The organism is Amycolatopsis sp. NPDC033938, from assembly GCF_055575975.1.
The window spans coordinates 352,980-375,199 of the sequence record NZ_JBVIRO010000004.1; the positions used below are offsets into that span (position 1 = coordinate 352,980).

General features: G+C 67.7%; 23 protein-coding genes and 1 pseudogene. 10 read left to right on the forward strand and 14 right to left on the reverse strand.

Annotation, left to right across the window (positions count from 1 at the left end):
* Positions 1 to 9: 9 nt before the first annotated feature.
* Together ACZ5ZX_RS14495 and ACZ5ZX_RS14500 are read left to right on the forward strand one after the other, a co-directional pair.
* Entirely contained in the window at positions 10 to 600 is a 591-nt protein-coding gene (locus ACZ5ZX_RS14495; protein WP_465502455.1) for a DUF3558 domain-containing protein, read from the forward strand.
* A 95-nt stretch (positions 601 to 695) separates the two neighbouring features.
* Positions 696 to 2,078 (forward strand): APC family permease, encoded by a 1,383-nt coding sequence (locus tag ACZ5ZX_RS14500; protein ID WP_465502456.1) that lies wholly within the window; start codon positions 696 to 698, stop codon positions 2,076 to 2,078.
* A 6-nt stretch (positions 2,079 to 2,084) separates the two neighbouring features.
* Here ACZ5ZX_RS14500 and ACZ5ZX_RS14505 read toward each other — a convergent pair whose 3' ends face one another.
* From ACZ5ZX_RS14505 to ACZ5ZX_RS14520, 4 genes are all read right to left on the reverse strand, one after another.
* On the reverse strand, positions 2,085 to 2,912 hold the full coding sequence (locus tag ACZ5ZX_RS14505) for an MBL fold metallo-hydrolase (RefSeq protein ID WP_465502457.1): 828 nt from the start codon (positions 2,910 to 2,912) through the stop codon (positions 2,085 to 2,087).
* Positions 2,909 to 3,739: an MBL fold metallo-hydrolase gene (locus ACZ5ZX_RS14510; RefSeq protein WP_465502458.1), complete on the reverse strand. Its 831-nt coding sequence runs from the start codon at positions 3,737 to 3,739 to the stop codon at positions 2,909 to 2,911. The genes ACZ5ZX_RS14505 and ACZ5ZX_RS14510 overlap by 4 nt, the downstream gene beginning before the upstream one ends.
* Entirely contained in the window at positions 3,739 to 4,302 is a 564-nt protein-coding gene (locus ACZ5ZX_RS14515; RefSeq protein WP_465502459.1) for a TetR/AcrR family transcriptional regulator, read from the reverse strand. The genes ACZ5ZX_RS14510 and ACZ5ZX_RS14515 overlap by 1 nt, the downstream gene beginning before the upstream one ends.
* 832 nt (positions 4,303 to 5,134) lie before the next feature.
* Positions 5,135 to 6,655, reverse strand: a complete 1,521-nt coding sequence (locus tag ACZ5ZX_RS14520) for a fatty acyl-CoA synthetase (protein WP_465502460.1) — start codon at positions 6,653 to 6,655, stop codon at positions 5,135 to 5,137.
* A 73-nt stretch (positions 6,656 to 6,728) separates the two neighbouring features.
* Here ACZ5ZX_RS14520 and ACZ5ZX_RS14525 point away from each other — a divergent pair, with 73 nt between their 5' ends.
* The 4 genes from ACZ5ZX_RS14525 to ACZ5ZX_RS14540 all read left to right on the forward strand — a co-directional run bounded on the left by ACZ5ZX_RS14525 (position 6,729) and on the right by ACZ5ZX_RS14540 (position 10,023).
* Positions 6,729 to 7,634 carry an aldose 1-epimerase family protein gene (locus tag ACZ5ZX_RS14525; RefSeq protein WP_465502461.1) on the forward strand — a complete coding sequence of 302 codons (906 nt, stop codon included), beginning with the start codon at positions 6,729 to 6,731 and terminating at the stop codon, positions 7,632 to 7,634.
* Positions 7,601 to 8,125: a GNAT family N-acetyltransferase gene (locus tag ACZ5ZX_RS14530; protein WP_465502462.1), complete on the forward strand. Its 525-nt coding sequence runs from the start codon at positions 7,601 to 7,603 to the stop codon at positions 8,123 to 8,125. Before ACZ5ZX_RS14525 ends, ACZ5ZX_RS14530 begins: the two co-directional genes overlap by 34 nt.
* A gap of 11 nt (positions 8,126 to 8,136) precedes the next feature.
* Positions 8,137 to 9,366, forward strand: coding sequence for an amidohydrolase (locus tag ACZ5ZX_RS14535; protein WP_465502463.1), 1,230 nt, complete (start codon positions 8,137 to 8,139; stop codon positions 9,364 to 9,366).
* 69 nt (positions 9,367 to 9,435) lie between these two features.
* Positions 9,436 to 10,023 carry a hypothetical protein gene (locus ACZ5ZX_RS14540; RefSeq protein WP_465502464.1) on the forward strand — a complete coding sequence of 196 codons (588 nt, stop codon included), beginning with the start codon at positions 9,436 to 9,438 and terminating at the stop codon, positions 10,021 to 10,023.
* Between the two features lie 19 nt (positions 10,024 to 10,042).
* Here ACZ5ZX_RS14540 and ACZ5ZX_RS14545 read toward each other — a convergent pair.
* A pseudogene (locus ACZ5ZX_RS14545) lies at positions 10,043 to 10,404 on the reverse strand (Uma2 family endonuclease); the annotation flags it as partial.
* A 67-nt stretch (positions 10,405 to 10,471) separates the two neighbouring features.
* Positions 10,472 to 11,617: an acyl-CoA dehydrogenase family protein gene (locus ACZ5ZX_RS14550; RefSeq protein ID WP_465502465.1), complete on the reverse strand. Its 1,146-nt coding sequence runs from the start codon at positions 11,615 to 11,617 to the stop codon at positions 10,472 to 10,474.
* A gap of 103 nt (positions 11,618 to 11,720) precedes the next feature.
* Between ACZ5ZX_RS14550 and ACZ5ZX_RS14555 the strand changes: the two genes are divergently transcribed.
* The 4 genes from ACZ5ZX_RS14555 to ACZ5ZX_RS14570 all read left to right on the forward strand — a co-directional run bounded on the left by ACZ5ZX_RS14555 (position 11,721) and on the right by ACZ5ZX_RS14570 (position 16,267).
* The gene (locus ACZ5ZX_RS14555) at positions 11,721 to 12,311 is read left to right on the forward strand and encodes a TetR/AcrR family transcriptional regulator (protein ID WP_465502466.1); all 591 of its coding nucleotides are present in this window, start codon (positions 11,721 to 11,723) and stop codon (positions 12,309 to 12,311) included.
* Positions 12,312 to 12,354: 43 nt separating this feature from the next.
* On the forward strand, positions 12,355 to 13,296 hold the full coding sequence (locus tag ACZ5ZX_RS14560; RefSeq protein ID WP_465502467.1) for a carbohydrate kinase family protein: 942 nt from the start codon (positions 12,355 to 12,357) through the stop codon (positions 13,294 to 13,296).
* A gap of 192 nt (positions 13,297 to 13,488) precedes the next feature.
* The gene (locus ACZ5ZX_RS14565) at positions 13,489 to 14,805 is read left to right on the forward strand and encodes a citrate synthase (RefSeq protein ID WP_465502468.1); all 1,317 of its coding nucleotides are present in this window, start codon (positions 13,489 to 13,491) and stop codon (positions 14,803 to 14,805) included.
* 112 nt (positions 14,806 to 14,917) lie between these two features.
* Complete coding sequence (locus ACZ5ZX_RS14570) at positions 14,918 to 16,267, forward strand: cryptochrome/photolyase family protein (RefSeq protein WP_465502469.1); 1,350 nt, start codon at positions 14,918 to 14,920, stop codon at positions 16,265 to 16,267.
* Between the two features lie 63 nt (positions 16,268 to 16,330).
* Here ACZ5ZX_RS14570 and ACZ5ZX_RS14575 read toward each other — a convergent pair whose 3' ends face one another.
* From ACZ5ZX_RS14575 to ACZ5ZX_RS14610, 8 genes are all read right to left on the reverse strand, one after another.
* Positions 16,331 to 17,521, reverse strand: a complete 1,191-nt coding sequence (locus ACZ5ZX_RS14575) for an ABC transporter permease (protein WP_465502470.1) — start codon at positions 17,519 to 17,521, stop codon at positions 16,331 to 16,333.
* Positions 17,518 to 18,459: an ABC transporter ATP-binding protein gene (locus ACZ5ZX_RS14580; protein ID WP_465502471.1), complete on the reverse strand. Its 942-nt coding sequence runs from the start codon at positions 18,457 to 18,459 to the stop codon at positions 17,518 to 17,520. Before ACZ5ZX_RS14580 ends, ACZ5ZX_RS14575 begins: the two co-directional genes overlap by 4 nt.
* Positions 18,456 to 18,686: a hypothetical protein gene (locus ACZ5ZX_RS14585; RefSeq protein ID WP_465502472.1), complete on the reverse strand. Its 231-nt coding sequence runs from the start codon at positions 18,684 to 18,686 to the stop codon at positions 18,456 to 18,458. The genes ACZ5ZX_RS14580 and ACZ5ZX_RS14585 overlap by 4 nt, the downstream gene beginning before the upstream one ends.
* On the reverse strand, positions 18,683 to 19,141 hold the full coding sequence (locus ACZ5ZX_RS14590) for a hypothetical protein (protein WP_465502473.1): 459 nt from the start codon (positions 19,139 to 19,141) through the stop codon (positions 18,683 to 18,685). The genes ACZ5ZX_RS14585 and ACZ5ZX_RS14590 overlap by 4 nt, the downstream gene beginning before the upstream one ends.
* Positions 19,138 to 19,683 carry a hypothetical protein gene (locus ACZ5ZX_RS14595; protein WP_465502474.1) on the reverse strand — a complete coding sequence of 182 codons (546 nt, stop codon included), beginning with the start codon at positions 19,681 to 19,683 and terminating at the stop codon, positions 19,138 to 19,140. The genes ACZ5ZX_RS14590 and ACZ5ZX_RS14595 overlap by 4 nt, the downstream gene beginning before the upstream one ends.
* Positions 19,680 to 19,949 (reverse strand): helix-turn-helix transcriptional regulator, encoded by a 270-nt coding sequence (locus ACZ5ZX_RS14600; protein ID WP_034308595.1) that lies wholly within the window; start codon positions 19,947 to 19,949, stop codon positions 19,680 to 19,682. The genes ACZ5ZX_RS14595 and ACZ5ZX_RS14600 overlap by 4 nt, the downstream gene beginning before the upstream one ends.
* Before the next feature lie 79 nt (positions 19,950 to 20,028).
* The gene (locus tag ACZ5ZX_RS14605) at positions 20,029 to 21,609 is read right to left on the reverse strand and encodes a glycerol-3-phosphate dehydrogenase/oxidase (RefSeq protein ID WP_465502475.1); all 1,581 of its coding nucleotides are present in this window, start codon (positions 21,607 to 21,609) and stop codon (positions 20,029 to 20,031) included.
* A complete protein-coding gene (locus ACZ5ZX_RS14610) occupies positions 21,606 to 22,169 on the reverse strand; it encodes a TetR/AcrR family transcriptional regulator (RefSeq protein ID WP_465464067.1) in 564 nt (187 codons plus the stop codon). Before ACZ5ZX_RS14610 ends, ACZ5ZX_RS14605 begins: the two co-directional genes overlap by 4 nt.
* Positions 22,170 to 22,220: the final 51 nt, after the last annotated feature.

Genomic DNA, 22,220 nt, shown 5'->3' on the forward strand with positions numbered 1-22,220 from the left:
GTCGGGCCCATGCGTATTTCACGGGCGATCGTCCTGTTCGCCGCTGTCATCGCGACCGTCACCGCCTGTTCGTCCGGGGACGAGAAGTCGGACAACGCGGCCAAGCCGTCGAGTCAGGCCCCGGCCCCGTCGCCCTCCGCCGCGCCGAGTTCCTCGGCCGCGCCCACCGGTGGCGCCGGTTCGAAGGAGCCGTGCGCGCTGCTGCCCGCCGAGGCCGTCGGGAAGGCCGTCTCGCTCGAAGGCGTCACTTCGGCGCCGGGACCGGTGCAGGACAACGCCGCCAACGGTGGCAAGGCCAAGAGCTGTGTCTATTCGGCCGCCGGCAAGCAGATCGGCGCGCTCGCGGTGACCCGCTTCGAGGGCAACAAGATCAAGCCCGCCGAGATGGTCGCCGCGCTGAAGAAGGCGAAGCCGGGCGCGAAGGACGTCGCCGGTGTCGGCGAGGGCGCCGTCTACTACACCGACGAGAACAAGACCGCGACGCTGGCGGCCGCCGAACTCGTGAACGAGGTTCCGGTGCTGATCAACTACACCGGGCCGACGAAGATGACGCAGGAGATGATGGCCCCGCTCGTGAAGACCGCGGTCGACGCCAACTGAGCGGATTACCCCGAAGCGCGTTTCGTCAACCCGTGACGAAGAACTGACCAAATCGGACTGTCGGCCACAGAGGTGATGCGGCACACTATTGCCGCATGGCGGACACGACAACAGAAGAGACCGGTCCGACCGGTCAGCCGAGCCTCAAACGGGTCATGGGTTCCAAGCTCCTGCTGTTCTTCGTGGTGGGGGACATCATCGGGACGGGCGTCTACGCCCTCACCGGTCAGGTGGCGGGCCGGGTCGGCGGCGCGCTTTGGTTGCCGTTCCTGATCGCGTTCGTGGTCGCGTTCATGACCGCGTTCAGCTATCTGGAACTGGTCGGGAAGTACCCGCAGGCGGCGGGTGCGGCGCTCTATACGCACAAGGCGTTCAAGATCCGCTTCCTCACCTTCATGGTGGCGTTCGCGGTGATGTGCTCGGGGATCACGTCGGCCTCGTCGGCGGCGAAGGCCTTCGGTGACACCTATCTCAAGGAGTTCATCACCGCGCCGATGCCGTGGGTGGCGATCCTGTTCGTGATCGGTCTCGCGCTGATCAACTTCCGCGGGGTCTCCGAGTCGGTGAAGGCCAACGTGGTGCTGACCTGCATCGAGATCGGTGGCCTGCTGATCATCATCGGGGTCGGCGTCTGGGCGGTGCTCAACGGCAACGGGGACGCCTCGCGGCTGGTCGAGTTCGACACCGAGAACCAGACCATGCTGGTGGCGATCACTTCGGCGACGTCGCTGGCGTTCTTCGCGATGGTCGGCTTCGAGGACTCGGTGAACATGGCCGAGGAGTGCAAGGACCCGATCCGGATCTTCCCGAAGGCGATGCTGTGGGGCATGGTCATCGCCGCGACCATCTACATCATGGTCTCCGTGACCTCTTCGCTGCTGGTCCCCGCGGACGATCTGGCGGCGGCCAAGAGCAGCGCGCTGCTGAAGGTGCTCGACGTCGGAGCGCCCGGCTTCCCGCGCGAGGTCTTCTCCGCGATCGGTCTCTTCGCGGTGATCAACTCCGCGCTGATCAACATGCTGATGGCCAGCCGCCTGCTCTACGGCATGGCGAACCAGCGGATCATCCCGAAGCAGCTGGGCATCGTGCACCCGTTCCGCCGCAGCCCGTGGGTGGCGATCGTGTTCACCAGCCTGATCGCGATCGGCCTGGTCTCCTTTGTGGACATCGGCGTGCTCGGCGGCACGACGGCGTTGCTGCTGCTCGCCGTCTTCGCCATCGTCAACGTCGCGGTCTTGGTGCTGCGCAAGGAAAAGTCGGCGCACAAGCATTTCCGCGCGCCGACCATCGTCCCGGTGCTCGCCGCGATCTTCTGTGTCTACCTGGTGACGCCGTTGTCCGGGCGGCCTGCCCGCGACTACAAGGTCGCCGCGATCCTGCTCGGCGTCGGCGTCGTGCTCTGGGGGATCAACTGGCTCATCATGCGGGCCACGCACAAGGAAGAGGACCGGCAGCTCGCCGAGCCGCCGGTCGGCTGACCACTCCTATCCGCGGCTGAGTGACTGGTACTCCACCGGGCTGTGTGCCGAGAACACGGTGACCTCGTCGGCGTGTTCTCGGCTCAGCTCGCGCAGCCGCTCGACGTTCTCCAGCCGCGGTTTGCGCAGGGTCTGCACCATGTTCTGGAACGCGGTCATCCCCGGCGGGCAGTGCGGTTTCACCGGATCCAGCTGACCGTGGAAGAAGTACGCGTCGCCCGCGTGCAGCAGCCAGCCGTCACCGGTGTCGACAGCCACGCCGGTGTGTCCCTTGGTGTGCCCAGCGAGCGGTACGAGCAGGATCTCCGGCGGCAGCCCCTTGAGTTCGCGGACGGCCTGGAAACCGAACCACTCGTCGCCGGCCTCGTCGTACTTGCTCCACAGTGGACGGTGGGCGAACTGGTTGGCGCGGAAGCGGAGTTTCTCGCTCTGATTGGACGGTGACGTCGCCGCGTCGTGTTCCGCGGTGCGGACGTGCACGACGGCGTTCGGGAAGTCCGCGAGCCCGCCGGCGTGGTCGACGTCGAGGTGGGTGCAGATGATGTGCCGCACGTCCTCCAGTTTGTGGCCGAGCGCCTCGACGTGGTGGGCGGCCGTCTCCTCCTCCACCGGCTTCGCGCCGACCATCAGGGTGAACGGCGTGCCGAGCCAGTCGCCTGGCCGGGCGACGCCCTGACGGCCGAATCCAGTGTCCACCAGCACGAGGCCGTCGCCGGTCTCGATGAGCAGGCAGTGCGCCACCAGCTCCGCGCGGCGCAGCAATCCCGGCTGGCCGTCGAGCAGTTTCCCTCCCGGTGCGCGCATCGTGCCGCAGTTCAGGTGGTGGACCTTCATATCCTGCTCCTCTGGCTGAGCCGCTCGAATGCGGTGGCGTCGTGCGCGGCGAAGACCGTCACCTCGTCACCGTTGTTACTCACAAGTTCGCGCAGCCGGCGCTGGTTGTCCAGTCGTGCCGTCTTCTCCGTCTGCATGTACGACTCGAAGAAGCCGAGTGCGAAGGGGATGTGAGGCTTTTCCTCGAGTTCGCCGTTGTGGAAGACGGCGTCCCCGGCGTTGAGCAGCCAGCCGTCGCCGGTGTCGACCGCGACCCCGGCGTGCCCGCGGGTGTGCCCGGCGAGCGGGATGATCAGGACGTCCGGCACCCCATCGAGTTCGCGAACGGCGTCGAAGCCGAACCACGGCTCGCCGTCTGCGCGGTAGGACTTCCAATCCGGGCCGTGGCTGAACTGGACCTTCCGGTAGCGGCTCGCCTCCTTGCGGTCGATCGGCTTTTCCAGCGCCTCGAGCTCCCGCGCGTGGACGTGGACCCGCGCCTGAGGGAAGTCGACGAGCCCGCCCGCGTGATCGAGGTCGAGGTGGGTGAGCACGATGTCGCGCACGTCGGCCGGGTCGAAGCCGAGCTTGCGAATCTGGGTGGTGGCGCTGAGATCGTCGTCGCTGACCGGATTGATCAGGCGGACGAAATCGGCCCCGAGCCATTCCGCCGGGCGGGTGACGGTCGGCGTGCCGACGCCGGTCTCGACGAGCACGAGGCCGGTCTCGGTCTCCAGCAGAAGGCAGTGGCAGATCAGTTCCGCGCGGCGGAAGAGGCCGGGCCTGCCGTCGACGAGTTTGCCGCCGATGGGCCGCAGGGTTCCGCAGTTGAGGTGGTGGACACGCATCAGGGCAGCTCCCGTTCGAGTGTGGTGCGGAGATGAGGGGCCATCGCGCGCAACGGCGCGGTGTCGTGCAATGTCTTGGCCAGCAGCAAGCCACCCTCGATGGCGGCGAGGACGACGGTCGCCAAGTGGTCCGCCCTGTCGGTGTCCAGCGCCTCGGCGATGACGGTGTGCCAGGAGGTGTAGCCGTCGGCGCAGGCCTGGCGGATCGCCTCACTGTCACCCGACGCGTCCAGCGCGATCGTCGCGAGCGGGCAGCCGCGCTGGAAATCCGACTCCTCCAGCGAAGTCGCCAGCGCTTCGACCACGTTCTCGATGCCGGTGACGATGTCGGGCGAGTTCGCGGCGATCGTGCGCAGCTGATCGCAGAGCCGGTCGGCGGACTGGCGGATGGCCTCGGCGGCCAGCTGTTCCTTGCCGCCGGGGAAGTGGAAATAGAGCGATCCCTTGGGCGCGCCGACGGCGGCGACGAGCTGGTTGAGACCGGTGGCGTGGTAGCCCTGCTGGTGGAAGAGCTCGGCGGCGGAGTCGAGCATGCGCTGCCGGGTGTCGGTACGGCGGACCATGCGGCCGACTGTAGCTCAAACTATGACGACCGGTCTAGTAAGTGAAGGGTCCGGACTCCGCGTGTCGTTAGCCCGCCGCGAAGGGCACGGTTGATGGTCTCGCGTCCGGTTGAGGCCGGGTCGTGAGTGTTGGTGATAGAGCCCAAAGGTGGCGTGATCGGCTTGCTGCCGTGAAGGCCCCCTTACTTACCCTCAAGGTAGTGAAGGAGGCCTTCGCTACCTGGCGACAGGGAGGACGGGCGCATCTCGAAACCGCCCAAACTGCTCAAGTTGGACACTTCCCGTCTATTCAGTGTCCAATTGATGCCGGTATACGCAGTTCGCATCGGGGTTGTGAGTGGTAAGTGTCGTTAGGGCGCCCCTCTTTTAGGTACCTACTGGTGGCATGTGGACTTGCTGGCTTGGGGAGCGCGTGAAGGCCCCCTTCCCTCGGCTCAGCCGAGGGAAGGGGGCCTTCACGCGCGGCCGGTGTGACAGGTGGTGCTGCTGAGGCTCGTGACGGCCGTCCGCGACGAGAGGCGACTCAAATGTGGCGTGTCCTGAAGGACCCCGTTGAGACGTTGAAGGTCTCAACGGGGTCCTTCAGGACATCGCGCTTCGAGGCTGGGGCTGCGGTGTTCGCGACACGGGCAGCGGGCGCCGACCGCGCCATATTTGCCTTACCCCTCAATAACACTCATGGCCCACTTGCGGAACCGTGCAAATTAGCCAAATCGAGCGCCTGCACCTCGAAAAGTGTCCCCTGTGGACGGTGGATCTCTTTGGCGAGTACGCCACCACCTCAACTTCAGCACGCCCACCTTCGCCTTATTGGGGGGTGAGGCGAAGGTGGCTATCTAGCGTTCGCGGCCCCGATGGCGGATCCCGAGCCACCGAGCCGCTGCCGCAAGTCACGCTTGAGCAGTTTCCCCGAAGCGTTCTTCGGCAGCTCCTCCACGAAATGGACCGATTTCGGCACCTTGTGCGCCGCCAGCGACTTCTTGGCGAACTCGATCAGTTCCGCTTCCCCGACCGGATCCTTCGTCACGACCACGGCGGTGATCGCCTCGATCCAGCGTTCGTGCGGCAGGCCGACGACGGCGACCTCGGCGACGGCGGGATGCGCGTACAACGCGTCCTCCACCTCACGCGACGCGACGAGCACGCCACCGGTGTTGACGACGTCTTTGATCCGGTCGACGACGAACAGGTAGCCCTCCTCGTCCTGGCGCACCAGATCGCCGGAATGGAACCATCCGCCCACGAAAGCCTCCGCCGATTCCTCTGGTTTGCCCCAGTATCCGGTGCACAGCTGAGGGGAGCGGTAGACGACCTCGCCGAGTTCGCCGGGCGGGACGTCGTTCATCTCGGTGTCCACCACGCGCGTTTCCACGAACAGGACGGCGCGGCCGACGGAATCCGGTCGCGCGTCGTGCTCTTCGGGACGCAGGACAGTCGCGAGTGGACCGATCTCCGACTGGCCGAAGCAGTTGTAGAAACCGACTTCCGGCAGTCGCGAACGCAGTTTCTCCAGCACCGGAACCGGCATGATCGACGCGCCGTAGTAGGCCTTGGTGAGGCTGCTCAGATCCGCGTCCGCGAGGCCGGGGTGATTCGCGAGTCCCACCCAGACGGTCGGCGGGAAGAACAGCGAAGTGACGCCCTGGCGCGGGATCCGTGCGAAGATGTCGCCGAGATCGGGAGACTCGACGAGATGGTTCGTCGCGCCGACAGCGAGGCCGGGCATGAGGAACACGTGCATCTGCGCCGAGTGGTACAGCGGCAGCGCGTGCAGCGGCACGTCGCGGTCGCTCAGGTCGAGCGCGGCGATGCACGACGAGTACTCGTGCACCAGCGCGCGGTGGGTGAGCATCGCGCCTTTCGGCCGTGAGGTCGTCCCGGAGGTGTAGAGAAGCTGCACGAGGTCTTCGTCGGTGACGCCGGATTCCTCATGTGGGACAACGGTTTCGTCGAGGGCCCAAGCCAATGCGTCCATGGTGGACATCTGTTCGGTTCCGGCGTGCTCGGCCAGTGCGGGATCGACGAAGGCGACGGCGGGTTCGGACTGGGTGAGCAGGTACTCGAGTTCCGCGCCGCGCGCGTTGAAGTTCACCGGCACGTGCACCAGGCCGGCCCGCGCGCAACCGAGGTACAGCAACAGATAGGCGTCCGAGTTCTTGCCGAAGGCCGCGACGCGGTCACCGTGGACGAGCCCGCGTTCGAGCAGTTTCGCCGCGACCCGGCCGGCCGCGCGGTCGAGTTCGGCGTAGGTCCACACGCGATCGGCGAACGTGAGCGCGACCCTGTCCGGGACACGCCGCGCGCTGCGCTCCAGGACGCGGCCGACGGTGCTGGGGTAGCCGGGAACGGTCATCGCGGCGGTCTCCTTCGTCCGGGCGTGGCGCTCACACACTACTTCGGACAAGGTCGCCGGTAACCTCGTCCGCATGGCCAATCCCACCGGAGAGCAGTTCGAGATCACCCGCGGCAACGCCCGCGCCGTCGTCACCGAGATCGGTGCCGGGTTGCGCGCGTTCGAGGTCGGCGGGGTGCCGTACGTCGAGGCGTTCGCCGAGGACGAGAAGCCGCCGAAGGGCGCCGGGCAGGTGCTGCTGCCTTGGCCGAACCGCACCAAAGGCGGTCAGTGGGTCTACCAGGGCGAGAAGCAGCAGCTCGCGATCACCGAAGAGGCACGCGGCAACGCGATCCACGGGCTGACCCGGCACGAGGAGTGGGAGCTGCTCGAACACGCCGAATCGTCGATCACCCTGGCCATCGACGTGCCGGTGCAGGAGGGCTGGCCGGTGCCGCTGCGCGCGACGATCACCTACGAGATCTCGCCGCGCGAACTGGTCGTGACGCACGAGATCCGCAACGAGGGCGAGAGCCCGATCGGCGTCGGGCTCGGTACGCACCCCTACTTCCGCATCGGTGACGTGCCCACCGACGAGCTGACCCTGACGCTGCCCGCGAGCCGTGTCCGGCCGTACCTCGGCGACGAGCAGATGCCGTACGCCGACGAGCAGGACGTCGAGGGCACCGAGTACGACTTCCGGTCCGGCAAGGTGCTCGCGGGCGTCGACCTGGACACGGCGTTCGGCGGGTTGAGCGCCGCCGAGGACGGCAACCACCACTACGTTCTCTCGCACGAAGACCAGGAACTGCTGGTCTGGGCCGGGCCGGACTTCCGCTGGGCGCAGGTCTTCACGCCGGACGACCTGGTCGGCCGCGGCCGGGCGGTGGCGATCGAGCCGATGACCTGCCCCGCCGACGCGCTCAACACCGGCACCGACCTGATCGAGCTGGAGCCCGCCACGTCGTGGAGCGGCAGCTGGGGAATCCGGGTGCGCTGATGACCTCATCGCCGCTGCTCCGGCTGGGGCCCGTGGACGCGGGTGAAGTGCTCACGTTGCAACGCGCGGCCTACGTGCCGGAGGCGAGGGCACACGGCACCCTGGACCTCCCACCGCTGCTGGAGACCTTCGAGCAGGCCAAGGACGCGCTGGGCGATCCCGCTTGTTTCGCCTGGGGGATCAGGGAAGCCGGGCGGCTGGTGGCGAGCGTCCGGATCGTCGTGGACGGCGAAGCCGGTCTCGTCGGCAGGCTCATCGTGGCCCCGGATAGGCAGGGGCACGGGCTCGGCAGCTCGTTGCTGCTCGCGGCCGAAGCGGCCTCGCCGCCGACGGTGACCGTGTTCCGCCTGTTCACCGGGGACCGGAGCGTCGGCCCGCTGCGGATGTACGCGAAGCTCGGCTACGTCGAGACGCGCCGGACACCCGAGGCCCACTACGAGCTGGTCCACTTTGAAAAGCCCCGCGCGCGCCCGGCGGGGCCAGTTCGTTAGCGTGTCAAAGTATGTCGAACAAAGCACTGGTCAAGGCCATCGTCGGTGGTTACGTCGTCCCCGTCGACGGTGAACCGATAGACGGCGGCACGGTCCTCATCGAGAACGGGAAGATCGCCGCGGTCGGCACCGACGCCGACGTCGACGTCCCCGACGACGCCGAATTGATCGACGCCGCGGGCGCCTGGGTGCTGCCCGGGTTCATCGACGCGCACGCCCACCTCGGCGTCCACGAGGACGGCGAAGGCTGGTCGGGCAACGACACCAACGAGATGACCGACCCCAACGGCGCGCGGTTCCGGGCGATCGACGGGATCGACCCGTACGAGCCCGGCTTCGACGACGCGCTCGCTGGCGGCGTCACCAGCGTCGTCATCAAGCCCGGCTCGGGGAACCCCATCGGCGGGCAGACGATCGGCCTCAAGACCTGGGGCCGGACCGTACTCGACATGATCTTCGCCGAGGAAGTCAGCGTGAAGAGCGCGCTCGGCGAGAACCCGAAGCGGGTCTACGGCGAGAAGAAGCAGACGCCGTCCACCAGGCTCGGCGTCGCGTCGACCATCCGTGACGCGTTCACCGCCGCGCGCAACTACGCCGCGCAGCGCGAGCACGCCGCCGGTGAGGGCAAGCCCTTCGACGTCGACCTGACCAAGGAGACCTTGGCCAAGGTGCTCGACGGGGAGCTGTTCTGGGACCAGCACGTCCACCGCGCCGACGACATGGTCACCGCGATCCGGCTGGCCGACGAGTTCGGCTACAAGCTGGTGATCAACCACGGCACCGAAGGTCACCTGATCGCGGATCTGCTCGCCGAGCGGGACGTGCCGGTGATCCTCGGCCCGCTGTTCACCACCAAGTCCAAAGTGGAGCTGCGCAACCGCACCCTGCGCGCGCCCGGAATCCTCGCCAGGGCGGGTGTCCGGATCGCGATCACCACGGACCACCCGGTCGTGCCGATCAACTTCCTGGTGTACCAGGCGGCGCTGTCGGTGAAGGACGGGCTCGACCCGGAGACCGCGCTGAAGGCACTGACCGTGAACCCGGCCGCGATGCTGAACCTCGACGACCAGGTCGGCTCGCTCAAGCCGAGCCTCGACGCCGACGTGGTCATCTGGTCGGGTGATCCGCTGGACGTGATGAACCGGGCCATGCGGGTGTTCGTGCGCGGGCGCGAGGTCTACCACTTCGACGAGGCGACCGGGGTGGGTGTCACCGAGGAGCGCCGGTACCGCGAGGGCTGATTTCGGGCCTTGCCAGAAGTAACCCACCTGTGCTGTCATGTGTTACACACTGGGGAGGATGTGTAACACATGAAGCGCTGGGTTCTTGTCCTGGTGATCGGCTTCGGCTTCCTGGGCGTCTGCCTGCTGTGGGCGGGCGAAGACTCGAGCGCCGTCAAATGCGACGGCAGGCTCATGTCGTACGGCGACGTCTGCGAGACCAGACAGGGTGACCGCGTCATCCATACGGAGACCTACGACGAGGCGAAGAAGGGTGCCGAAATCCGTGAGAGGGCCTTCCGCACTCACGGTTGGTGGGTGGGCGGAGTCGGGGTCACGCTGACCGGGCTTGGCATGACGATGTTGATTCGCAGGCGGCGGCGTTTGTCGCGGGCCGGTGCGACGGCACCCCAAGGCGGGCACGGGCGGCCGCAGTGGCAGGCGCAGCAGCAATGGCAAGGTCAGCCTCAGTGGCAAGGTCAGCCTCAGCCGGGATTCCCGCCGCAGCAAGGGAATCCGCAGCCGTACGTGAACCAGGCGGTCCAGCAGTACCCGCAACAGCAGCAGTACCCGCAACAGCCGCAGCCCGTTCAGCAGTATCCGCAGCAGGGCGGCTGGCCGCAGCAACCACCGCAACAGCAACCGCCGCAGCAGCAGTTCGGCCCGACCGGGCACTGAGCCGTTACGCCAGCAGCCGGTCGACGATCCAGTAGTGCGGGATTCCCGCGTCGGCGTACTCGCCGTGTTTGGTCACGTAGTCGGTGCGTTTCGAGCCCGGTGACACGATCTCGACCACGATGACGACGTCGTCCGCGTGATACATCGTGTCCTCTTCGTCGATCCGCTCGCCTGCTTCGCGGTGGGCGATGATCAGATCCGGTCGCCTGGCGAAACCCGGCTCGCCGGACGGCACCAGTCCCAGATCGACGTCGATGTCCTGGACGAATTCGAGGTGATCGGGCAACTGGGCTTCAGTTGTCTCGCCAAGGCGAGCTCGGTGAATCCGGAATCGGGCTCACCGAGCGCCGCGTACTCCGCGACCGACAGCAGGTGTTCCAGGAAGCCGACCTTTCCGAGTGTCTCACGATCATCACGTGACCACCGGTGACGATACCAGCGCGGAGAGTCAGCCCTTGCGTAGTTCCCGCGCGATCACCATGCGCTGGATCTGGTTCGTGCCCTCGAAGATCTGCGGCACCTTCGCCTCCCGCATGTACCGCTCCACCGGGAAGTCCTTGGTGTAGCCCGCGCCGCCAAGCACCTGCACCGCGTCGGTGGTCACCTTCATCGCACCGTCGGTCGCGACGAGCTTCGCGATCGACGCCTGCCGCTGGAACGGCAGCCCGCGGTCGCGGCGGCGCGCGGCGTCGAGGTACATCGCGCGCGACGTCTCGACGGTCGCGGCCATGTCGGCCAGCAGGAACTCCAGTCCCTGGAACTCGATGATCGGCCGCCCGAACTGGGTGCGGCCCTTCGCGTACTCCAGCGCCTCGTCCAGCGCGGCCTGCGCGAGGCCGACGGCGCACGCGGCGATGCCCAGCCGTCCGGAGCTGAGCGACGAGAGCGCGATCTTCAGGCCCCGGCCCTCTTCGCCGATCCGCCGGTCGGCGTCGACGGTGGCGTCTTCGAACATCAGCTGGGCGGTGGTCGAGCCGGTGAGGCCCATTTTCCGCTCGGGCGGCGCGGCCGAGAGGCCCGGCGTCGACGCGTCGACGAGCAGGCAGGAGATGCCCTGTCCGCCGTCGTCGCTCGTGCGCACCATGGTCGTGTAGAAGTCGGCCTCGCCCGCATGGGTGATCCACGCCTTCGTGCCGTTCACGACGTACTGGTCGCCGTCGAGCCGCGCGCGGGTCGAGAGGGCCGCCGCGTCGGAGCCGGCGTGGGTTTCCGACAGCGCGTACGCGCCGAGCAGGTCGCCCTCCAGCATGCCGGGCAGCCAGCGGTCGCGCTGCGCGTCGGTGCCGTGGTGTGCCAGCGCGAAGCAGGACATCGTGTGCACGGAGAGCCCGACGCCGACCGACATCCACGCCGCCGCGATCTCCTCGAGAACCTGCAGGTAGACCTCGTACGGCAGGTCGCCGCCGCCCCAGCGCTCCGAGTACGGCAGCCCGAGCAGGCCTGCCTGTCCGAGCAGCCGGAACTGCTCACGCGGGAAATGCGCGGTCTCCTCGTACTTGCCCGCGATCGGCGCCAGTTCCTCCCGCGAGATCTCCTTGGCCAGGTCGATCAGATCCTGGGCCTCGGTGCTGGGCAGCAGACGGTCCGCCGGCATGGCTCCTCCGAGCTGAGCTGTACTCAAAACAGTACTGTGGGCTGATTCAGAGTACAGTAGAAGCGGCTGGGGGTACACCTTTCGCGTAAGGGATAGTGATCAGATGACCCCTCGCCGCCAGCCAACCGCGCGCCAGCGAGCGCTGCTTTCGGAACTGGAGACGATCTTCCTCGCCGAGGGGTTCTCCCAGTTCACGCTGGACGACCTCGCCGCGAGGCTGCGCTGCTCGAAGTCGACCCTCTACGCGCTCGCCCCCAGCAAGGAGCAGCTGGCGGTCAAGGTCGTCGCCCACTTCTTCAAGGGCGCCGTCGAACTGCTGGAGGAGCGGATCGCCGGTATCGACGACCCGCGCAAGATCCTCGGCGAGTACCTCGCGGGCATCTCCGAATACCTCAATCGCGCTTCGGCCGCCTTCATGACCGACATCGCCGAATTCGCCCCGGCGCGGGACGCGTATCAGCTCAACAGCCGCGCCGCGGCGCAGCGGATCCGGTCGTTCATCGATCGCGGTGTCACCGACGGTGTTTTCCGCGAGGTGCACGCGCGGCTGATCGCGGAAATGGCGGGATTGATCATCGAGGGAATCCAGACCGGGGTGGTCGGTCAGCGCGCCGGGGTGACCGACGCGGAGGCCTTCACCGCTTTGTCGGAACTTCTTCTCGGTGGGCTGGCGACAAAAAATGTCTTGAAATGACAATTCTGGTGGTATGAGTACCGCCTCGGCTAGCATCGCGCCCGTGATCGTGGTGGGTGGAGAGGCGCTGGTCGACCTCATTCCTGGTGAACCGTTGGATTCCACTGTGGACGGTGGGCTGCGCGCGCTGCTGCCGCGAATGGGTGGTGGTCCGTACAACGTCGCGCTCGCCGCCGGGCGGCTCGGTGTCCCGACGGGCTTCTTCTCCCGGGTGTCGAACGACCGGTTCGGGGTCGCGCTGGTGGACCGGCTGCACGCTTCCGGTGTCGACACCGCCTTGCTGCAGCGGGGAAACGAGCCGACGACGCTCGCCGTGGTCGCCCTCGACGAGAAGGGTTCCGCGCAGTACACCTTCTACACCGAGGGCACCGCGGACAGGCTGGTCGGCGATCCCGGCGCGCTGCCGGAAAATGTGACGGCGCTCTCGCTCGGCACCCTCGGCATGGTCCTGGAACCGGGTGCGAGCACGTACGAAACGGTGTTGCGCCGCGAATCCGCCCGAGGCGTCCTGACCGTCCTCGACCCGAACATCCGTGAGGCGTTGATCACGGACCCGGCGGCGTACCGGGCCCGGTTCGAGTCCTGGCTGCCGCATGTCCGGCTGCTCAAGATCTCCGACGATGACACGGAATGGCTCGCCGAGGGTGCCGATCCGGTCGACGCGGCAAAGGTCTGGACCTCTTACGGGGTCGATGCCGTGGTGCTCACCCGGGGCGCGCAAGGGTTGTCCGTCATCACACAGGCGGGCGAAATCGCGCGAGTTCCGTCACGCCGAGTCGCCGTCGTGGACACGATCGGTGCGGGCGACACCGTCCAAGGCGCCCTGCTGGCGTGGCTGTACTCGAACGAGGTGCGCGACCTGTCCACAGTCGACGCCGACGGCTGGCGTTCGGCACTCGAATTCGCGGCGAAAGCGGCGTCGATCACGGTCTCGCGGAGTGGTGCGGAACCGCCGACGGCCGCGGATATGGCGTCCGCCGTGTGAACCTGGTCCCAAAGGGGCTGTTGTGAGCAACTCACCCGCTGCGCGTTGACCCCATTCTCGACTAGCGTGGAGGGGAATTCATACCCCAGCGGGGCGGTGTGCAGCGAGGCCGTGGGTCACGCGCGTGAAAGAGGGCGTACCTGTGGAACCTACAGGCGCCGCCGGCCCGTGCTGAACGTGAGAGGGACTTACATGTCCGACGCGACGACGGCTGCGGGGCAGTCCGGCGAAACCGCGACGCTGCGCCTGCCCAATGGCGAGCACGAGTTCAAGGTGATCCACCCGGTCGAGGGTGCGCCTGGGATCGAGCTGGGGAAGCTGCTGGCGACGACCGGGTACATCACCCACGACCCGGGGTTCGTGAACACCGGCGCCGCGTCCTCGGCCATCACCTACATCGACGGTGACGCCGGCATCCTGCGCTACCGCGGGTACCCGATCGAGCAGCTGGCCGAGAAGTCGACCTTCATCGAGGTCTCCTACCTGCTCATCTACGGCGAGCTGCCCACCGAGACGCAGCTGGCCGAGTTCACCGAGAAGATCCAGCGCCACACCCTGCTGCACGAGGACCTCAAGGCCTTCTTCAGCGGCTTCCCGCGTGACGCGCACCCGATGCCGGTGCTGTCCAGCGCGGTATCGGCGCTGTCGACCTTCTACCAGGACTCGCTCAACCCGTTCGACGAACCGAACGTCGAGCTGTCCACCATCCGGCTGCTGGCCAAGGTCCCGACCCTGGCCGCGTACGCGTACAAGAAGTCCGTCGGGCAGCCGCTGCTGTACCCGGACAACTCGCTCGGCCTGGTCGAGAACTTCCTGCGGATGACCTTCGGCTTCCCGGCCGAGCCCTACGAGGTCGACCCGGACGTCGCCAAGGCGCTCGACCTGCTGTTCATCCTGCACGCCGACCACGAGCAGAACTGCTCGACGTCGACCGTGCGCCTCGTCGGCTCCTCCGAGGCGAACCTGTTCGCCTCCATCTCGGCCGGCATCAACGCGCTCTTCGGCCCGCTGCACGGTGGCGCCAACAGCGCGGTGCTGGACATGCTCGAGGGCATCCAGGCCGAGGGCGGCGACGTCGCGAACTTCGTCACCCGCGTGAAGAACAAGGAAAAGGGTGTCCGCCTGATGGGCTTCGGGCACCGGGTCTACAAGAACTACGACCCGCGCGCGAAGATCATCAAGAACACCGCGGACGACATCCTCTCCAAGCTCAAGGGTGGCGACCAGCTGCTCGACATCGCGAAGAAGCTGGAAGAGACCGCGCTCTCGGACGACTACTTCATCGAGCGGAAGCTGTACCCGAACGTCGACTTCTACACCGGTCTGATCTACCGGGCGCTCGGCTTCCCGACGAAGTACTTCACCGTGCTGTTCGCGCTCGGCCGCCTGCCGGGCTGGATCGCGCACTGGCGCGAGATGATCCAGGACCCGGCCACCAAGATCGGCCGCCCGCGGCAGATCTACACCGGCTACGCTTCGCGGGACTACGCGCCCATCTCGGAGCGCTGATCCCCTCCGGCAAGCGCCATGAAAGGTCCTTTCCTTGCAAAATTTGCAAGGAAAGGACCTTTCATTGCATCCGGGCGTGCGAGGACCGGAGCCCGCGCTTAGGGTTTCCGGGGTGACCAGAGAAGCCCCCGTAGTGCTGTGGTTCCGCCGCGACCTGCGCCTCGGCGATCACGCGGCCCTGCTGGAAGCCTCGAAGCACAGCAAGCACGTCCTCGCGCTGTACGTCCTCGACGACGCGCTCCTCAAGCCCTCCGGCGCTCCGCGTGTCGCGTTCCTGCACGGCTGCCTCAAGGCGCTCGACGAGCAGCTCGGCGGACGGCTGATGCTCGTCAAGGGCGACCCGGTCAAGGAGGTCGTCAAGGCCGCGCGCGAGATCGGCGCCTCCGCCGTGCACGTCAGCGCGGACACCGGACCGTACGGCCGCCGCCGGGACGCCGAAGTCGCGAAAGCGTTGGCGGAACACGACATCGCGTGGACCGAGACGGGATCCTCCTACGCGATCACGCCCGGCCGGATCACCAAACCGGACGGCGACCCCTATCGCGTGTTCACCCCGTTCTACCGTGCCTGGGCGCGCCACGGCTGGCCGCGGCCCGCGGACACCGGAAAGTCCATAGTGGACTGGGTGCAGCCGCCGCGTTCGGTGAAGCTCCCGAAATCGCCGTCCCTGAAGGGAATGGAACTGCCGGAGCCGGGTGAGAAGGCCGCGCTGGAACGCTGGCACGAGTTCCTCGACGACGGGCTCGAAACCTACGACGAGGATCGCGATCGCCCGGATCGTCCCGGCACGACAAGACTTTCTCCGTATCTGCGCTGGGGATGCGTGCACCCGCGCACCTTGCTCGCCGACATCGCGGGTAATGAGGGGGTGGGCGCGAAATCGCTGCGCGGCGAGTTCGCCTGGCGCGAGTTCCACGCCGACGTGCTGTGGCACCGCCCCGAAACCGCGCGGAAGAACTACGACTCCCGGTTCGACGCCATCGAATACGAGAAGGACGACGACGCCTTCGAGCGCTGGTGTGCGGGACGAACCGGCTTCCCCATCGTCGACGCCGGGATGCGGCAGCTGCTCGCCGAGGGCTGGATGCACAACCGCGTCCGGATGATCGTGGCGAGTTTCCTGGTCAAGGATCTGCACCTGCCGTGGTGGCTCGGCGCCCGGCATTTCATGCGGCATCTGGTCGACGGCGATCTCGCGTCGAACCAGCTGAACTGGCAGTGGGTCGCCGGGAGCGGCACCGACGCCGCGCCGTACTTCCGGATCTTCAACCCTACGACGCAGGGGGAGAAGTTCGACCCGTCCGGCGAGTACGTCCGCCGCTACGTCCCCGAACTCCGCTCCCTGCAAGGGAAAGCCGTGCACAAGCCCACGGACGTTCGCGACTACCCCGCCCCCATGGTCGACCACGCCCACGAACGTCAGGTCGCCCTGGAGCGCTACGGCGCCATCAAAGGTTCCTGAACGCGCGTGAAGGCCCCCTTCCCTCGGCTCAGCCGAGGGAAGGGGGCCTTCACGCGCAAAGCGTCAGCCCTTCAGGGCTTCGGTCAGCTTGATCCGGCTGCCGACCCGCAGGACGCTGTTCTGGTAGATCCGCGCGCCAAGCCAGGTGAACAGGGCGATCGCGCCCACGGTCAGCCCGAGCGACAGCGCGACTTCCCAGATCTCGACGGTCCCGGCCGCGATCCGCGCGGGCATCAGCACCGGGGAAAGCAACGGCACCAGGGAAAGGATCTTCGTGCCCGTCCCGTCCGGCGCCTGCGCCAGCAGGTTGAACCCGACGATGAAGCCGAGGATCAGCACGATGTTGACCGGGCCGATGACCGACTGCGTGTCCTCCTGGCGGGAGACCAGTGAGCCCATCGCGCCGTACACCGTGGCGTACAAGAGGAATCCGAGCAGGTACCAGACCACGCCCCACAGCAGCGCGCTCGTCGCGACGCCGGACAGCGTCAGGACGTCGGTGGCCGAAGCGACGATCAGTCCGGCGCCGCCGATGATCACCAGCTGGGCCAGTCCGACCAGGCCGAGTCCGATCACCTTGCCCAGCAACAGATGCCACGGCCGGACGGTGGACAGCAGGATCTCCACGACCCGGCTGGACTTCTCTTCGACCACGCCCTGCGCGACCAGCGTCCCGTAGGTCACGATGCTCATGTACAGCAGCACGGCCACGATCAGCCCGATCACCATCCGCTGCGACCGCTCGGGGTCCGGCGGTTTGATCGAGTCGACCTCGACCTGGGTCTGGTTGACCGTTCGCATCACTTCTTCCGGCGTCCGCTGAGCCTCGGAAAGGATGCCGTTCAGCACTTCCTGCTGGGACACGCCGTTCAGCACGGCACGCAGTTTGGTGTCCAGTTCGGACTTGACGAGCACCTTGAGCTCGGTGGCGTTGCCGGACAGCAGCGCGTCGAGGTCGCCGTTCTCGACCTGCGACCGGCCCTGCGCCGGGTCGGCGACGGTGACGGTCTCGATCTTCTCGCCGAGTGCCGCTCCCGCGGTCTGGAGCTGTTGTGCGATCCCGGCGGTCTGGCCGGTGAGCCCGACCTTGCTCTTGTCCTCGTTGCTGATCAGCGTGGACTGCAGCAGGACGTAGCCCATCAGCATGACCAGCAGTACGGCGGTGCCGATCACAAAGGACCTGGTGCGCAGGCGGGTGTTCAGCTCACGTTTGGCGATGAGCCAGACCGCGCGCCACGAAGAGACGGTGTTCATGCGGAAACTCCTTGTGCGGCAGGCCGTTCGGCGGCGGGCTTCTCGGCGACGGCGTCGCGGAACAGCTCGGTCAGCGAACGCCTGCGCTTGCTGAACTCGGTGACCGGGCCGGTCGCCAGCGCCGCGGCGAGCACGGCCTGATCGTCGGCGTGGTCTTCGAGTTCGAGAACCGTCGTCTGCCCGTTCTGCTCGACGACCCGCGCGCCGGGGACGGCCGACGCCCAGCCGGCTGCCGCGTTCGGCGCGGTGACCACGAGGCCGTTGCCCGCGCCGGCCGTCAGGTCCGCGACGGTGCCGGAGGCGACCATCCGTCCACTTCGGATGATGCCGACCCGGTCGCACAACCGCTCGACCAGATCCAGCTGGTGACTGGAGAACACCACCGGCACCCCGGTCGCGGCCTTCTCCCGCAACACACCGCTCATCACGTCCACGGCCAGCGGGTCGAGTCCGGAGAACGGCTCGTCGAGCACCAGCACCTTGGGGTCGTGCACCAGCGCGGCCGCCAGCTGCACGCGCTGCTGGTTGCCGAGGCTCAGTTTCTGGACCTCGTCCTTACGGCGTTCGCCGAGACCGAGCCGGGAGATCCAGTTCTCCGCGCTGCGGTGGGCGTCGTTGGCCGACATCCCGTGCAGCTCCGCGAGATAGACCAGTTGCTCCAGCACCTTCATCTTCGGGTACAGCCCGCGCTCTTCCGGCATGTACCCGATATGGGTGCGGGTCTCGTGCGTGATCGGCGTGCCACCGAACCGCACCTGCCCGGAATCGGCGGACAGCACGCCGAGGACGATCCGCATCGTGGTGGTCTTGCCCGCCCCGTTGCTGCCGACGAACCCGAACAGTTCGCCGGGCTGGACCTCGAAGCTCACCTGATCCAGCGCGACCTTCGCGCCGTACTTCTTGGAGATCCGGTCGATCTCCAGTTTCCCCTCGCTCATTTCCACTTCCCCTCCTCGAAATACCGCACCAGCGCCGTCAAACCCCGATGGACGCCGGAGAGCGTGCGGTTTCGCTGGATCACTCCATCCAGCTTGACGTTGCCCACCACCGAAGTGGCCCGGTACACCAGGACCGCCCGTCCGGCGCCGGCGACGATCCCGCCCGCCACCAGCGCGACGGCGACCACCCCGATGGACACCTTGTAGCGCTTCCTGTCCCCGGTCATCCCGGAGCCACCCCCTCGTCGAAGTCTTCGGGATCGTCGTCCGGCAGCTTCCAGGCGAGCCAGAGCGCCGGCAGCGACGTTCCGAAGACGAGTAACGCCGCCGTCATCGCGGCCAGCAGGGAACCGGCATCCGGTTGCGCCGCCGCGTAAAGCCCATAGCCGAGGTCCACCACCATAAGGAGGCAGATCCCTTGGAAGGCGCTGTAGTGCGCCCTGTCACGTAAAAGCAGCTCACGTTCGTCGAGGTCGCCCGCCGCCGAACCGGGTCTGCCGACGGCCTTGCGCAGGACCGCCGCGGTGCCGACGCAGAGACACAGTCCCGGCCCCATCAGGCCGACGGCGAACCACAGCGTCGGTTCGCGGAGCAGGGCCGCCCCGGCGATCACGACGAGATGGCCGATCACGGCGGAAACGGCGAGGCGGCGGCGGTCCGACCGCGTCCGGGTGACGGTCACGTGGGGTTCACCTCTTCGAAGTCTTCGGGATCGTCGTCCGGCAGCGTCCAGCCGAGGATGACGCCGGACAGCGTGGTGCCGGTGACCAGCAGCGCACAGGTCATCATCGCGCCGCGGGCGCCGCCGTTGTCGGTGCCGGCGACGATGAGGCTGTAGAGCACCGAAACGAACATCAGCACCACCAGCACCTGGTAGCTGACGAAGGTGACACGGTGGCGCCATTCCCGCTCGCGCTCGTCGAGCCGCAAGGAGAAGCCGCCGCTCATCTTGCCGGTGAGGATCCGCAGCAGGTAGTGGGCGAGCCCGGCGATCACGGCGCCGCCGAACCAGGCCAGGACGAAGTACAGTTCCGGTTGCCGGTGGAACAGGGTCGCGCCGACGATCAGGATCAGGTCGCCGATCACCACGAGCACACTCAAGGTGCGGCGGCGTTTGCGCGTCCGCCAGGCGGGCAGCCGCCGGGCGCGTTTGCGTTCCACTTCCTCCCAGCGTTCCTGCTGTCGTTCCCAGTAGGCCGCGAGACGGCCCTGCTTGTCACTCATGTTCCCCCCTCCCGGTAGACCTGAGTGGACAGTGGCGTGAACGGTTCGCGGCTGAACACGGCCTCGACCGGGAGGTCGAAGACCGCGCAGATGCGGAACGCCAGGTCCAGGCTCGGGTAGTGATCTCCCCGTTCGAGCGCGCCGATGGTCTGCGGGTTGACTTCGACCGCCGCCGCGAGGGCGGCCCTGCTCAACCCGCGCTCCGCCCGGAGCACCGGGAGCCGGTTGTAGATCGGCAGTTCTTTGCCGCGTCTGACCGGGCTCATAGAACATACTGTTGCAAAAACCCAACGACTCGTCAAGCTGAGGGTACAACTCACCCGCGTTTAGCGGGCTAAACGCGGGTCAGGAGAGGCCGGCGAGCGACTTGTCGACAAGTTCCTGGACGCGGGGCCGGGCGGCGTCGGCGTCCGCCGCGACCAGGCTGAGCCGGGTCCGGCGCTCCAGGACGTCCTCGACGTCGAGCGCGCCCTCGTGTCGCACGGCCCAGACGACTTCGGCCGCGCTGATCTCGGTACCGGCGGACAGGGGCAGGCCCAGTTCCGGATCGACCTCGCCGAGCGCCGCGATCCTGGGCGCTTCGGTGCCGTACTTCGCGACCAGCCGGGCCGGCGCGTCCACAGTGGACAAACGACTCCGTGGGGCCGCGCCGAGCAGGGGGAGCCTGGACGTGGTCGACGGCCCGGCATGGAGCCCGGACCGGTTCAACGCGGCGTCGACGGCGTCCTCGGCCATCTTCCGGTACGTGGTCAGCTTGCCGCCGACGACGGTGAGCACGCCGTCGGCGCCGGTCACCACCGCGTGTTTGCGCGAGAGATCGGCACTCCTTCGACGGGCTCTCAGCGGGAGTGAGTGCTTCGAGCCGAGCCCGCCGTCGCCCTCGACCAGCGGTCGCAGCCCGGCGAAGGAGCCGTCGACGTCGGCGCGGGTCAGCGGGCGGGTGAACGCCGTCGACGCCACTTCGAGCAGGAAGTCCACATCGGACTCCGGCACGGTCGGTACGCGCGGGATGGGGCCGTCGATCGGTTCGTCGGTGACACCGACGAAGACGCGCCCGTCCGCTTGCGGCAACAGGAAGACGAACCGGTTGTTCTCGCCGGGGACGGGCACGTTGACCGACGTCGCACCGATTTGGGCGGCCCCCGAAGCCAGGATGAGGTGTGAACCGCGAGAGGGCCGCAGCCGCACCGATTCCGCCAGTTCGCCTGCCCAGACACCGGTCGCGTTGATCACCTGACCGGCGTGGATCTCCACCTCCTGCCCGGTGAGCCTGTCGCGGGCCAGCACCGAACCCGCGTCGAGCCGGAGCGCCTCGACCCTGGTCAGGATCTTCGCGCCGCGCGACGCCGCCGTGCGGGCGAGGCTCACCACGAGCCGCGCGTCGTCGGTCAGCGCGCCGTCGTAGGCGAGCAGCGCGCCGCGCAGGCCCTGTGGTGACAGGCCGGGAGCGAGTGCCAGCGCCTCCGCGGCCGGGATCGACCTCGGCCTGGGCAGCACCGACGCCGGGGTTCCGGCCGCGCGGCGAAGACCGTCACCGGCGACCAGGCCGGTCATGATGAACGCCTGCTGACCGCGGGAGGTCTTGCGGTACATGGGGAACAGCTGCGGGATCGCCCTGGTGAGATGCGGCGCGGTGCGGGTCATCAATATCCCGCGTTCGACGGCGCTTTCGTGCGCCAGCGCCAGGTCGCCCTTGGCGAGGTAGCGGAGCCCGCCGTGGACGAGCTTGCTCGACCAGCGCGAGGTGCCGTAAGCCAGGTCGTACGCCTCGACGAGGGCCACCGAAAGCCCGCGCGCGGCCGCGTCCAGCGCGATCCCCGCGCCGGTGACGCCGCCACCGATCACCGCCAGGTCGACCCGCTCACCGCCGGCCAGTGCCGCGAGTTCCCGCTCGCGGCGGCGGGCGTTGAGCGAGCCCGGGGTCACGGTCGCAGCGCCGCGTCGAGCACCTGCGCGAATTCCGTCATCAGGTCGTTCTCGTTGACGTCCGCGGTCGCGGGGCGCAGCGAGAAGGCGAAGGACTGGATGAGCAGCAACAGGGTGCGCGCCTGCGCGGGCAGGTCGCCCTTGCGGATCGAACCGTCCTCGTGGCCGGACTTGAGCAGGTGCAGGATCACACCCTCGGCGAAACGCTGGGTCTTGCCGAGCCGCTCGACGATGTAGGGCAGGACGAGTTCGGGATCGAGGTCCAGCAGCGTGCGGAACAGCGGGTCGCCCGACAGCGCGGCGACGGCGGCCGCGGAACTGTGCACCAGCCGTTCGCGGAAGTTGGCCGGTTCGGCGCCCGGTTCGGCGGCGCCTTGCAGGAGGCCGCCGAACTCGCGGGTCATGAGGGTGGCGAGCACGCTGCGCACGTCCGGGAACCGGCGGTAGACGGTCATCCGGCTGACCTTCGCGGTCCGCGCGATCTCGGCGAGCGTGGTCCGCCTCACGCCGACGGCGAGTACGCATTTCTTCGCCGCGTCGAGCAGAACGTCGTCGGACACGCGTGTCGAGGCCTGGCGGGATCGGGTATCCGCCAGTGCCGAAACGCCTGT

Bases quoted from the DNA above. Each gene is read 5' to 3' on its own strand.
- ACZ5ZX_RS14495 (WP_465502455.1), top strand. From the start codon at position 10: ATGCGTATTTCACGGGCGATCGTCCTGTTCGCCGCTGTCATCGCGACC.
- ACZ5ZX_RS14500 (WP_465502456.1), top strand. From the start codon at position 696: ATGGCGGACACGACAACAGAAGAGACCGGTCCGACCGGTCAGCCGAGC.
- ACZ5ZX_RS14505 (WP_465502457.1), bottom strand. From the start codon at position 2,912: ATGAAGGTCCACCACCTGAACTGCGGCACGATGCGCGCACCGGGAGGG.
- ACZ5ZX_RS14510 (WP_465502458.1), bottom strand. From the start codon at position 3,739: ATGCGTGTCCACCACCTCAACTGCGGAACCCTGCGGCCCATCGGCGGC.
- ACZ5ZX_RS14515 (WP_465502459.1), bottom strand. From the start codon at position 4,302: ATGGTCCGCCGTACCGACACCCGGCAGCGCATGCTCGACTCCGCCGCC.
- ACZ5ZX_RS14520 (WP_465502460.1), bottom strand. From the start codon at position 6,655: ATGACCGTTCCCGGCTACCCCAGCACCGTCGGCCGCGTCCTGGAGCGC.
- ACZ5ZX_RS14525 (WP_465502461.1), top strand. From the start codon at position 6,729: ATGGCCAATCCCACCGGAGAGCAGTTCGAGATCACCCGCGGCAACGCC.
- ACZ5ZX_RS14535 (WP_465502463.1), top strand. From the start codon at position 8,137: ATGTCGAACAAAGCACTGGTCAAGGCCATCGTCGGTGGTTACGTCGTC.
- ACZ5ZX_RS14540 (WP_465502464.1), top strand. From the start codon at position 9,436: ATGAAGCGCTGGGTTCTTGTCCTGGTGATCGGCTTCGGCTTCCTGGGC.
- ACZ5ZX_RS14550 (WP_465502465.1), bottom strand. From the start codon at position 11,617: ATGCCGGCGGACCGTCTGCTGCCCAGCACCGAGGCCCAGGATCTGATC.
- ACZ5ZX_RS14555 (WP_465502466.1), top strand. From the start codon at position 11,721: ATGACCCCTCGCCGCCAGCCAACCGCGCGCCAGCGAGCGCTGCTTTCG.
- ACZ5ZX_RS14565 (WP_465502468.1), top strand. From the start codon at position 13,489: ATGTCCGACGCGACGACGGCTGCGGGGCAGTCCGGCGAAACCGCGACG.
- ACZ5ZX_RS14575 (WP_465502470.1), bottom strand. From the start codon at position 17,521: ATGAACACCGTCTCTTCGTGGCGCGCGGTCTGGCTCATCGCCAAACGT.
- ACZ5ZX_RS14580 (WP_465502471.1), bottom strand. From the start codon at position 18,459: ATGAGCGAGGGGAAACTGGAGATCGACCGGATCTCCAAGAAGTACGGC.
- ACZ5ZX_RS14585 (WP_465502472.1), bottom strand. From the start codon at position 18,686: ATGACCGGGGACAGGAAGCGCTACAAGGTGTCCATCGGGGTGGTCGCC.
- ACZ5ZX_RS14595 (WP_465502474.1), bottom strand. From the start codon at position 19,683: ATGAGTGACAAGCAGGGCCGTCTCGCGGCCTACTGGGAACGACAGCAG.
- ACZ5ZX_RS14600 (WP_034308595.1), bottom strand. From the start codon at position 19,949: ATGAGCCCGGTCAGACGCGGCAAAGAACTGCCGATCTACAACCGGCTC.